The organism is Actinocrispum sp. NPDC049592, from assembly GCF_040675465.1.
Taxonomy (GTDB): Bacteria; Actinomycetota; Actinomycetes; order Mycobacteriales; family Pseudonocardiaceae; genus Kibdelosporangium.
Genome location: NZ_JBFAPA010000008.1, coordinates 423,769 through 434,999 on the forward strand (window position 1 = coordinate 423,769; position 11,231 = coordinate 434,999).

Sequence of the window (11,231 nt, forward strand, 5' to 3'; positions counted from 1 at the left end):
CTCCACCAGGGGAGGAAGATGACCATGATGACGGCCGGTCCGGCGATCCGCGTACAGGGTCTGCGGAAGTCGTACGGCAAGCTCGAAGTGTTGCGCGGTGTGGACTTCGAGGCGGCGCGCGGCAGCATCTTCGCGCTGCTCGGCGCCAACGGGTCGGGCAAGACCACCACCGTGCGGATCCTCGCCACGCTGCTGAAGGCCGACGCGGGAACGGCGAGTGTCAACGGCTTCGACGTGGCAACGCAGCCGGCGAACGTACGGGAATCCATCAGCCTCACCGGGCAGTTCGCCGCGGTCGACGAGATCCTCAGCGGCCGGGAGAACCTCGTCCTGGTCGCCCGGCTGCGGCATCTGAAGAACGCGGGCGCGATCGCGGACGACCTGTTGAGCCGGTTCTCGCTGACCGACGCGGGCGCGCGCCGGGTGTCGACGTACTCGGGTGGCATGCGCCGCCGCCTGGACATCGCGATGAGCCTGATCGGGAACTCGCCGGTGATCTTCCTGGACGAGCCGACCGCCGGGCTCGACCCGGAAGCGCGCATCGAGGTGTGGCAGACGGTCAAGGAGCTCGCTCGCGACGGCACGACGGTGCTGCTGACCACGCAGTACCTGGAAGAGGCCGAACATCTGGCCGACCGGATCGCGATCCTGCACCAGGGCCGGATCATCGTCAGCGGCACCCTCGCCGAGCTCAAGCAGCTGCTGCCGTCCGCCACGGTCGAGTACGTCGAGAAACAGCCGACCCTCGAGGAGATCTTCCTCGCGATCACTGGGGCACAAGGATGACAACGTACTTCTTCGGCGACACCAATGTCCTCATCGGACGGACCCTGCGGCATGTCACCCGCAGCGTGGACACCATCATCACGACGGTCATCACGCCGATCGCGATGATGCTGATGTTCGTCTACGTGTTCGGTGGCGCGATCAACACCGGATCGGGTTCGTACGTGAACTACATGCTGCCCGGAATTTTGCTGATCACGATCGCGTCGGGCATCTCGTACACCGCGTTCCGGCTGTTCACCGACATGAAGAGCGGGATCTTCGAGCGGTTCCAGTCGATGCCGATCGCCCGGTCGGGTGTGTTGTGGGCACACGTGGTGACCTCGTTGGTGGCCAACGTGATCTCGCTCGTGCTGGTGGTGGGTGTCGCTCTGCTGATGGGGTTCCGGTCGAGTGCCGGGGTATTGGAATGGCTTGCGGTCACCGGCATCTTGCTGTTGTTCACCCTGGCGCTGACCTGGATCGCCGTGATCCCGGGCCTGTCGGCGGGGTCGATCGAGGGCGCGAGCGCGTTCGCCTACCCGCTGATCTTCCTGCCGTTCGTCAGCTCGGCGTTCGTGCCGACGCGGACCATGCCCGGCCCGGTGCGCTGGTTCGCCGACCACCAGCCGGTGACGTCGATCGTCAACACGATCCGCGGCCTGTTCGCACAGCAGCCGGTCGGCGGCGACATCTGGATCGCCCTCGCGTGGTGCGCCGGCATCCTCGTCGTCGCGTATGTCTGCGCGATGGCCGTCTACCGCCGGAAGATCGCCTGAGGCAGTCTGGGATCCATGCTCACCATCAGCCAGCTGGCTGCGCACGCCGGGGTGACAGTGCGGGCGGTGCGCCACTATCACCAGATCGGGCTCCTGCCGGAGCCGGAGCGTGACCAGTCCGGCTACCGCGTCTACGGCGCCGCCGCGGTGGTGCGGCTGATCCGCATCCACACCCTCACCGACGCGGGCGTGCCGCTGGCCCGGGTGCAGGAACTCCTGGACGCCGACCCGGCGGAGTTCGCCGACGGCGTCCAGGAGATCGACAAGGACCTGCGCGCCGAGATCCGCCGGCTGCGGGACACCCGCAAACGGCTCGCCAGGCTGGCCGGCGGCGAGCACCTGGCGCTCCCCCAATGCGTCGTGGACTACCTCGACCGTCTGCGGGGCATGGGCGTCGAGGAGCGCTACATCGAACTGGAGCGGGACGCCTGGATCCTCGTCGCCGCCCAAGTGCCACACCTGATCGAGGCCATCATGGTCAGCAAGCACGAGCAACTCGACGACCCCGACATCCGGAAGCTCTACGGCCTGCTCAACGGCGCCCTCGACTGGCCGCACGACGACCCCCGCATCGTCGAGTTCGCCGACATCCTGGAGCGTCTCGCCATCCGCGCCGAGCAGGCAGGCGAGCTGAACGCCCTCACTTTCGACGACCGGTTCACCGACCTGCTGGACGCGACCATGCTCGAGTCCGCACCGGGGGCCCGCAAGCTGCTGGCGATCCTCGAGGAACGAGGCTGGAAAGGCTGGACCCGCATCGAACACGTGCCACCCCGTTGACGACCGCGCGGCTGACGTCCGGCGATGAGGTCCTCGGCAGGCCGCCGAGATCACGGTGGCAGGCTCGAGGCCCGTGGCCCGCGTGGTCATCGGCCGGGAGTGGTTGGGCGCCAGGATGGGGCGGTTGCCGATGAGTTTTGGGCGGCGGACTGGTCAACACCTCAAGACGGCCGAAAGGGTGTGATCAGGGTGGATTTGTACAGTGTGATGGCGGTGCGGGATCGGGTGGTGGCGGTGGAGTGGTTCGGGGTGTTCTTCGGGCGGGCGGCGGATGTGGTCATCGGCGAGGAGTACCTGTGGCAGGTGGGTGAGAACGCGTATGTGGTCGTGGATGACCGGGAGGTGCGGGCCGCGCGGGTGGGGCAGGCGATGATCACGTTGGGGGTGACCGGTTTGGACGAGATCCTGGCTCGCCTTGCGGCACATGGGATCGAGCACGAACCGGTGGAGACCTACAGCAACGGCGTGCGGCACGTCGTCGTGCTCGACCCCGATGGGAACAGCCTGTCGCTGGCCGAGTCACCCGCCTGAATGCCACCGTCCACTGTGGACACCTGTCCGGCGGCCAGACGATCCCGCGATGTGCGGGAACCCCGGATCAACCCGTCAGGTTGGGCAGGTAGTCGTCGCCATAGCCGACCACGACCACACCGTATGGGTTGGTTTTCTGGTCGAACGCGTTCTCCAGGGCGACCACCGCGCCGATGGTCTGCGCCTTGACACCACCGCCCGGAACCGGCATCCGCACGACGAACTCCAGGAACATCGAGTTGACCCGGTCCTCGTCGATGGCCAGCTTCTGCCCGCCGTTGCGTTTCTTGACCACCTTCGTCGCCGTGTTGGCGAACACGGCGGCGTTGGCCGCTCCCTCCGCGGCCATCGTGCTTTCGTACCTGGTGTCCGCGCCCAGCGACAGCGTGTACGCGGGGTACGTCTCGTAGACCTCTTCCCAGTATTCAAGGGCTTCCGGGTCGTCGAGCACGGCGCCCATGTACATGCCGAGGATCTGTCCATTGAGGAGCGACGGCCGGCGGCGCTTCGACCGGCTCGGCGGCCAGGTGGCGAAGAACAGTCCCCACTGGCCGACCAGGACCTGCTCGTGTTCGGGGACGTGCTCGCTTTTCACGCGGTCGATGCGCACCACGGGTGTCTTCAGGTCCTCGCCCCGGGTCAGCCGCCGGATCTCGGCCGCGACCGATGCGTCGAGCACCGGCCACACCGCCTCCAGTTGCGCGTTGGTCACCGTGTCGGGCAGCCGATGGTCCTCGGGGTCCCGGGCGATGGCCTTCAGGGTGGTCCGGTGCCGCAGCATCGTAGCGGTGATCTCATCGGCACGGGCCACCACTTCCGGGTGCACCCTGCCATCGGCATCGGCGAACGGCTCGTACACGCGGTTCATCGGATCGCGCGGGGAACGCCAAGGGAACGCCCTGTCCATCGCCGGCGACGGGGCCAACTCGAGCTTCACGATGCGCAGGATACGAGATCGAACGCGCCTCGATCACACCCATATCCCCAAAACGCGGGCGGCCGGTCAGCTGCCGACCGCCTGCCGCTCGGCGGTTCCGGTGATGTTGCGGGCCATCCCGCCGAACACGACGCTGTGGAACGGCGCGACCGACTTCCAGTACAGGTGACCGGACAGGCCGTGTGGTTCGAAGATGGCGCGCTGAACGTAGGTGGCGCCGTGCTCGTCCGGGATGACGGACAGCTCGAGCCAGGCACGGCCGGGCAGCCGCATCTCGGCGCGCAACCGCAGCAGGTGCGGGCGTTCGAGGTGCTCCACGCGCCACCAGTCCAGCGCTTCACCGGTGTGCAGGCGGCGTGGGTCACGGCGGCCGCGGCGCAGCCCGGCGCCGCCCGCGAGGCGGTCGATCCAGCCGCGGACCGACCAGGCGAGCGGGAACGAGTACCAGCCGTGCTCACCGCCGATCGACTCGATCACCTCCCACAGGGTGGCCGGGACGGCGGTGGTGTGCCGTTCGCGGCGGTCGATGTAGACGCTGCCGCCGGACCATTCCGGGTCGGTGGGCAACGGGTCGGACGGGGCGCTCGCGTCCGACCAACGGGTGGGCACGTCGGCGTTGCGGATACGGGTCAACGCGAGTTCGACAGCGGTCTCGTAGTGCGCCAGGCCGCCGTCCGGATCGGGGATGTGCCGGGCGATGTCGTGGTCACGGCAGACGACCTCGTGCACGAGCGACTCGATCAGCGGGATCGCGATGCTGCGCGGGACGGGCGTGACCAGGTTGACCCACTGCGCCGACAGCCACGGCGTGAGCACCGGCACCGGCAGGATGAGCCGCCGGGGCAGACCGGCGACGACCGCGTACCGGCGCATCATCTCCTGGTAGGTCAACACGTCGGGGCCGCCGATGTCGAAGGCGCCGTTGAGCTCCGGGTCTCCGGTCAGCTCCGCGGCGCGGGTCAGGTAGTGCAGCACGTCGCGGACCGCGATCGGCTGGACGCGGTTGTGCACCCACCGTGGCGTGACCATCGCGGGAAGGCGTTCGGTCAGGTAGCGCAGCATCTCGAAGCTCGCCGACCCGGAGCCGATGATGATCGCCGCCCGCAGCACCAGCGTCGGAACGCCGGAGCGCAGCAGGATGTCGCCCACATCGCGCCGGGAGGCCAGGTGCGGGGACAGCTTCTCGTTGTCCGGCGTGATGCCGCCGAGGTAGACGATCCGGGCGATCCCCGCGGCAGCGGCCTGTCCGGCCACGACATGGGCGGCCGCGCGGTCCACCTCGACGAAGTCCGACCGGTGCAGCGAGTGCACGAGGTAGAACACGACCTCCTGGTCGTGCATCGCCGCCGCGACGCTGTTGGTGTCCGTTACGTCCCCGGTGACGATCTCCGCGCGGTCATGCCACGGCACATCGGCGAGTTTGCGAGGATCCCGGGCGACCGCACGGACCTCGTGGCCCGTCTCGATCAGCTCCGGGATGAGCCGGCCGCCGATATAACCCGTCGCCCCGAACACCACACAACGCACTTGTGCCTCACCGCCTGTCCCATCACTGCCGAACCCCAGTCAACCCCAGCACCCGGCGACCGGCACGATGAGTTCGCTCCGTCGGACGAGGGTCGGCACCGGCGAGGTCCCGGAGCAGGGCTCAGAACCAGTGCAGGCAGTGCGGTGCGCGCTCAACGCGGAACAAAGCATCGGCGAGTGCGGCCGCGTCGGCGTGGTGGGCCTGGATGTGTCCGGCGCGTACGAGGGTGCTCGGTGCGATGCCGCCGAGGTAGATCGAGCCCAGGTCGCGCACATCCAGGGACAGGTCGGGTTCCTGGTCGGTGGGACCGCATTCGGCCTTGCCGTCCCGGACGGTCAGCAGGTAGCGGTTGTGCTCGCGGAGGAACGGGTCGTCGACGTCGAGGACCAGCTCGCCGTCGGTGGACCAGCCGCGCGCGGTCAGCGCCCGCGGGACGTCCAGCAACCGCACCCACAGCCAGTCGGTTTCGTCGCTGGCGTGCACGGCCCGGTAGTCCGCGAGCTGCCAGCGCAGCGGGGTGTCGAGCGGGATCTTGTGGAACACGACCTCGGTGACCAGGTCGACGCCGAACAGGAACCGGGCCAGGGCCGTGAAGACCGCGTCGTCGACGGCGATGGTCTCGTCGACCGTCAACGTGCCGGACTCTCGCAGGTAGCTGGCGTATCCATCCGGGACACCGCCGGCATCGCGGTGGACGGCGATGTGGCGCGCATCCGCGGCGATCGGCGGCTGGCCGGCGCGCATGGTCCACCAGCGGTGCGGCCGGGACAGCGCGCCGGGCTGGCCCCGCCGGTACCGGTCGTAGACCTCGTCCAGGATCTCGCCGCATTCGGACCGGTTTCGTACCTCGATCGAGCCTGTCTCCGGGAGGCCTGGTGCGCGCGTCGGGGCGAAGACGGCCCGGTGGCGCGGCACGGTCAGCTTTTGCAGGTGGGTCGCGGGCCCGTAGCCGAACCGGCCGTAGATCGCCGCCTCCGAAGCCAGCAGAACGGCAAGAGACTCCCCTCGCTCCCGCAACTCGGCCAGCTGAAACCGCATCATCGCGCTGAGCACACCCTGACGCCGGTGCGAGGGCAGGACCCCCACGCCCGTCACCCCGGCGACCGGGACCACGATCTCGCCGGGCAGCGTGAGCTCGAACGAGTACGCACCCGCGGTGCCGACCGGCCGCCCCTCCGCCGTCACGGCCATGAGGCAGCGATCCATCTCCAGCGCCGACCACCAGACGCCGCCACCGTCCTCCGCCGGGGTGCCCGGAAAGATCCCGAACGCGGCATGCATCGTGTCGACCGCGACTTTGAGGTCCTCGTCGGTCGTGGAACGGATCTCCATCGTTGCCGCTGCCTTCCTGGGATACCGGCGTCGGCACAGTCCACCCACGCCCGACGCCCAGAGCAAGCGAATAACCGCCCTGCCCAGTGTGGACGGTGGTCAGCCGATGATCGGGAACCGGCGCTGGGCGGCGAGGTCGGTGAGGGTGGTCTGCATGTGGGTGGTGATGTCGTGGTAGGCGGCGCGGAGGTCGCCGGTGATGGTGATGGGTGGGAGGAGCTGGATGACGATCTTGGCGGGGAGGGGGATGTGGCCGAGGAAGTCGCCGATGTTGAGGCCCCAGGGCAGGGCAAGGGACAGCGGCAGTTCGTGGATGCCGAACATGCGGTCCAGGCGCAGGGTGCGGGCGAGGCCTTCGCCGCGGGTGAGGAACAGCGCGGTCTCCTGGCCGCCGATGGCCACCGCCGGGACGACTGGCACGTCGTGGTCCCGGGCGAGTTTGACCCAGCCGAGGCGGCCGCCGAGGTCGATCCGGTGGCGCTGCCAGGTGGGCCGGTGCACCTCGTTGTTGCCGGGGTAGACCAGAACCGCGGCGCCACGGTCGAACGCGGCCCTGGCGTACCGCGGGTGCGGGTTGATGGCACCGAACTTCCGGAAGAACCCGGCCCGCGTCGAGGTCGGCCCGATGTCGTCGGACAGCGCGTAGGACAGCCGGTCGGCGCCCGCGTAGGAGTTGTACGCGAGCGCCAGGATCACCGAGTCCGGCGTGAGGTTGCCGCCGGAATGGTTGCCCACCACCAGAACCGGCCCATCCGGCACCAGCTCCAGTCCCCGCACCTCGGCCCGGAACCACCGGCGGACCCACGGCCAGGTGTCGGCCAGCCGCCGGCGGATGAAGTCCGGGTCCCGCTCGTCCAGTGCCGCTTCGACTTCCCCCATGATCGCCGATTCTAGGGCCTCGGCCGCGACTGGCCAGCCTCGCTCAGCGTGCGTGTCGAGACTGGCAGATCAGTAATCCGTTGCATGGCCGAGTGGTCCTGTCGAGGTGAGAGCTGAAGATCGCCAGGCGCGCGTAGACATCGAGCCAGAACTCCTTCGGCGGAAGGCTGATCGAGTGCTTTTCCCGGCTGGCCCAGTTGTAGGCGACATGCCTCGTGTTGGGCATGTCCACGACGGTGACCGCGGGCAACACCACGGACAGGTGGGCGAGCACGAGGGAGCCGAATCTGGCGAACTTCAGCGCAGCCTGATCGGTGTGCGATCTGCATTCGGCGACTTCGCTCACCGCGTCGAGGAGAAGCTGCCACCACGATTCGACCATGAGAGCGGGTTGGACATTCGACGACAACAACCTCGGATCTCGAGTAGTCGTCGGCGCGGTAGTGCCGTCCGATTTCTCCGCGAACGTCCACTGCGCTCGCAGCGCGGCAGAGGATGAGATGCACTGGCTGCGAGGAATCTCGTTCTTGCGCAACTTGCGTTCGGCGGCGATCAGCGCGTCCGTCAGCCGGGTGTGTTCGTCGGTCAACCTGACCAGCAGCTGATCCGGATCGGGGTCGTGTTGACTGGTGAGATGATCGAGATAACTATCGGCATCGTGCAGGCCTCGCAGCCATGTCACCAAATCGGCATGCACAGCCAAGCCGCCAGTGTCCGCGCTGCGAGCCGGTTTACCTGCGCCAGGCCGGTAACCTATGGTCCACGAGGTGACCACGTTCGGGACACCGAACCGCAACGACAGTTCCTCGGTGTCGGATTCCAGCTGCAGAAGTACCGCGTGGGATTCCGATCGCAACGCACCGGCCGACACGGAAACGAGCTCGTGCCCGTCCTCCGACTTGGTCAGCACCGCTTTCACCCGATGGCTCTGATCCGCCAACGCGGCGACAAGGTCCACAGTGGATAGATCTGCCTGGTCCGGCAGCCGCATGGCGTTGTAGGTTGTGCTGCCTCGGTTGTTGTACCACGCGATGAACGCTTCCGCGTCCCGCGCACGGAATCCGGTCACCGGAAGTGCTGCCTCGCCAGCGGGGAATACCGTCGAGTCCCAGTGGTCTGGGGCGAAGCCCGGGTTCTCGTCCAGGAAGAACTGGTACTCCAGGTTCGTGATTGGTGTTCGTAGCAGGTAGGTGTCGTCGTCCACCCGGACGCGGTCGCGCAGTCGCAGTGTCAACCGCAGTGCCGCCGCGGTCTGGCGAGTCATGAGGTTCGTGTCCGAATCGGCCGGGTCAAGCAGCAGGTCGATCCTGGACCGCAGGTCCGGCTCGATCCTGCGCGCCTCCCGCATGCAGTCAACGGCAAGCGTGGCGACGTTGGGCGGGAAGTCCGGGTATCTCAGGCATGCGTCCACCAGTTGTGACGCATCGACCTGTGCCGCGTACAACCTCAACGACTCATGCCACCACACCTCGTTGAGGTCGATCACGGTGTAGTCGACGAAGCTGGTCTCCTTGAGGTGCACGGCCGTCAGGTATTCCTGGATGGTCAGGTGCGCGAAGGAGTACGTATCGGCCTCGGTCTCCAGCAGCAGGCCGCTCGAACGTTCGATCTCGACCAGGAACTCAGCGACGCTCATCGTCGAGGACACCAGCGCCAACGGCCCACTGATCACCCGCTCCGCCTCGCGCACAGTGACGTCACGGACATGGTCGCGCATCATGGTGTATGCCAGCTCTTGCAGGATCTCCCGGCGCTGCGTGGCGTCCAGGATGACCTCGACACCCCGGGCCTGGTGACGCCGGCCGAGAAAGACCTCACACACCTCGCGGTAGAGCTCCGATCGAGTGCCGGGTAGTTCTCCGCGATAGTGATGGACGTTCGCGATCATCGTGAGCAGCAGGGGGTTGACCGTGAGGTCGTAGAGGGCGGGCACTTGGCGGACCCTGGACAGCAGGTCGGTGGCGGCGCGTTTCGCCGCGAGTTTCGAGCTGTCGTCCCACACACCGAACCTGCGGTGCATGACGGCCTGATACCACCGCTGGACGAAACTGCCGACCTGGTCGAACGACAATCGTTCGACCTGTACCTGAGTGGCGACATCCAGCGGGTTGGACTGGTAACCGCGCGGGCGGCTGGTCACGACGAACCGTGTGGTGTTGTTGATCCGCCGTTGCTCGTTCAGCCAGTTGACCAGGTCGCGTCGCTCGATGGCGCTGGCGACCTCGTCCAGCCCGTCCAGCAGGATGAGCAGATGCCCGCGGGAGAGCTGCTGTTCGACCCAGCCCGGCGGTTCCTTGCGAGTGACCTCCCGCAAGGCCGCCCGCACGAGATCGGCCAGGGTCGCATCCGCGAAGCTCAGTCGGCTGGCGTGCTTGCGCAACTCGACGATGACCGGGATCGCACCCCGCAACCGCTCACGCCTGGCGCGTCTCCTGCTGTTGGCCAACACATAGGCCACATGCCGCAGCAACGTCGTCTTCCCGCTTCCCGGCGGACCGACGATGACAAGGGCCGTCTCCTTGGCAGCGGAGTGCCGCAACCAGTGCCAAATCGTGTCCGAGACGTTCGAACGCCGGTACCTGCCGGTTTGCAAAGGATTGCCGTCGAAGGAGATCGCCGCACGAGGGTCCAGGGTGAGGCTGATGAACACCTCGTCGAGCCGGAACGTGTCCTCGCCAATGGTCACCAGACCTTGCAGGTCCACATGGCTGGTCAACGCCCTGACGTACCGCAGCACCTGCCCCGTGTACCGCGAGGCGAACCGCTGGGTGGCCACATCCAGCCGATCCGCCCAACGTTCGAGCCATCGGCTGCGCAGTTTTGACAGCAGCGGCGAAAAGAACGCCACCACGCCGATGACGACCTCGTACAGAACAACAAGAAACACATTCTGGCCGGCAACCGGCGAGCCGCCCGCGGCCAGCACTCCCAGCGCGGGAGGACCGAACGCCGCCAGCAAAACGCCAACGGCAGTGACTGCGGATCTCACCGGCGATTTCATACGGGGCGGGGTCTCCTGCATGACAAGCGTCCGCACGGACGAACGTCACCTTAGTCGGGAAACGACCGCACGCGTTACAGCTCTGGCACTGGACCCCGAATGGACCAGCGCCGGTCGGTGACCCGAAGTGCGTCAGGTATCGATCAGCCGGCGGAGCGCGGCGGCCACAGTGGACAATGGCGGCGCTGGTTTCGGGCGAACGAGGGAACACGATGAACATCAGACGAACCACGGCGACCGCCTTGTCCCTGGTGCGGCTCTTCAACGGCGCTGTGGGGCTGTTCCTGCCGCGGAAGATGGCCCGCCAGCTGGGCAGTCCCATGGCCGAGGACAAGACCTTCGTCTACCCCGCCCGGATGTTCGGGATCCGCACTCTGGTCCTGGGGGCCGACCTGCTGCTGGTCACTGGCCCGCGCCGCAACGTGGTCCTCAAGCAAGCCATGCTCATCCACGCCGTGGACACCCTCGCCGCCTTCTACGCCGGTCGTCAGGGCGAGATCTCGCAACAGGCCGCGAAGCTGACCACCACGATCTCAGCGGTCAACACCGCGCTGGCCATCGCCTCGTTCGCCATCGAGTCCAGCGAGGCCTCGCCCCGGCCTTGAGAAGGTCCCGAACAGGTTCGCCGCGTCCGCGGTGTCCTCGAAGACGAAGCTGGTCGACTGGTAGATCGGCACCGCCCTGGCCCCGGTCGCCGGA

The 11,231-nt window shown here is 67.5% G+C and carries 10 protein-coding genes; 5 read left to right on the top strand and 5 right to left on the bottom strand.

What is annotated here, in order from left to right:
* The first annotated feature begins 27 nt into the window (after positions 1 to 27).
* From AB0J95_RS22945 to AB0J95_RS22960, 4 genes are all read left to right on the top strand, one after another.
* The gene (locus tag AB0J95_RS22945; protein ID WP_364761135.1) at positions 28 to 786 is read left to right on the top strand and encodes an ATP-binding cassette domain-containing protein; all 759 of its coding nucleotides are present in this window, start codon (positions 28 to 30) and stop codon (positions 784 to 786) included.
* Positions 783 to 1,544, top strand: coding sequence for an ABC transporter permease (locus tag AB0J95_RS22950; RefSeq protein WP_364761082.1), 762 nt, complete (start codon positions 783 to 785; stop codon positions 1,542 to 1,544). The genes AB0J95_RS22945 and AB0J95_RS22950 overlap by 4 nt, the downstream gene beginning before the upstream one ends.
* Before the next feature lie 15 nt (positions 1,545 to 1,559).
* Complete coding sequence (locus AB0J95_RS22955) at positions 1,560 to 2,324, top strand: MerR family transcriptional regulator (RefSeq protein ID WP_364761085.1); 765 nt, start codon at positions 1,560 to 1,562, stop codon at positions 2,322 to 2,324.
* A gap of 189 nt (positions 2,325 to 2,513) precedes the next feature.
* The gene (locus AB0J95_RS22960; RefSeq protein WP_364761088.1) at positions 2,514 to 2,855 is read left to right on the top strand and encodes a VOC family protein; all 342 of its coding nucleotides are present in this window, start codon (positions 2,514 to 2,516) and stop codon (positions 2,853 to 2,855) included.
* 67 nt (positions 2,856 to 2,922) lie between these two features.
* On the opposite strand, the gene AB0J95_RS22965 is transcribed toward AB0J95_RS22960, so the two are convergent.
* The 5 genes from AB0J95_RS22965 to AB0J95_RS22985 form a co-directional block, all read right to left on the bottom strand.
* Positions 2,923 to 3,792 (bottom strand): hypothetical protein, encoded by an 870-nt coding sequence (locus AB0J95_RS22965; protein WP_364761091.1) that lies wholly within the window; start codon positions 3,790 to 3,792, stop codon positions 2,923 to 2,925.
* 66 nt (positions 3,793 to 3,858) lie between these two features.
* Positions 3,859 to 5,319 (bottom strand): SDR family oxidoreductase, encoded by a 1,461-nt coding sequence (locus AB0J95_RS22970; protein ID WP_364761093.1) that lies wholly within the window; start codon positions 5,317 to 5,319, stop codon positions 3,859 to 3,861.
* A gap of 121 nt (positions 5,320 to 5,440) precedes the next feature.
* A complete protein-coding gene (locus AB0J95_RS22975; RefSeq protein WP_364761096.1) occupies positions 5,441 to 6,652 on the bottom strand; it encodes a GNAT family N-acetyltransferase in 1,212 nt (403 codons plus the stop codon).
* Positions 6,653 to 6,751: 99 nt separating this feature from the next.
* Positions 6,752 to 7,531 (bottom strand): 1-acyl-sn-glycerol-3-phosphate acyltransferase, encoded by a 780-nt coding sequence (locus tag AB0J95_RS22980; protein WP_364761099.1) that lies wholly within the window; start codon positions 7,529 to 7,531, stop codon positions 6,752 to 6,754.
* 43 nt (positions 7,532 to 7,574) lie between these two features.
* Positions 7,575 to 10,520 carry an NACHT domain-containing protein gene (locus tag AB0J95_RS22985; protein WP_364761102.1) on the bottom strand — a complete coding sequence of 982 codons (2,946 nt, stop codon included), beginning with the start codon at positions 10,518 to 10,520 and terminating at the stop codon, positions 7,575 to 7,577.
* A gap of 224 nt (positions 10,521 to 10,744) precedes the next feature.
* On the opposite strand from AB0J95_RS22985, the gene AB0J95_RS22990 reads away from it, so the two are divergent.
* Positions 10,745 to 11,137, top strand: coding sequence for a hypothetical protein (locus AB0J95_RS22990; RefSeq protein WP_364761105.1), 393 nt, complete (start codon positions 10,745 to 10,747; stop codon positions 11,135 to 11,137).
* The last annotated feature ends 94 nt before the right edge of the window (positions 11,138 to 11,231 follow it).

Coding starts and splice junctions, on each gene's coding strand:
- AB0J95_RS22990 (WP_364761105.1), top strand. CDS start 10,745: ATGAACATCAGACGAACCACGGCGACCGCCTTGTCCCTGGTGCGGCTC.
- AB0J95_RS22950 (WP_364761082.1), top strand. CDS start 783: ATGACAACGTACTTCTTCGGCGACACCAATGTCCTCATCGGACGGACC.
- AB0J95_RS22955 (WP_364761085.1), top strand. CDS start 1,560: ATGCTCACCATCAGCCAGCTGGCTGCGCACGCCGGGGTGACAGTGCGG.
- AB0J95_RS22980 (WP_364761099.1), bottom strand. CDS start 7,531: ATGGGGGAAGTCGAAGCGGCACTGGACGAGCGGGACCCGGACTTCATC.
- AB0J95_RS22975 (WP_364761096.1), bottom strand. CDS start 6,652: ATGGAGATCCGTTCCACGACCGACGAGGACCTCAAAGTCGCGGTCGAC.
- AB0J95_RS22945 (WP_364761135.1), top strand. CDS start 28: ATGACGGCCGGTCCGGCGATCCGCGTACAGGGTCTGCGGAAGTCGTAC.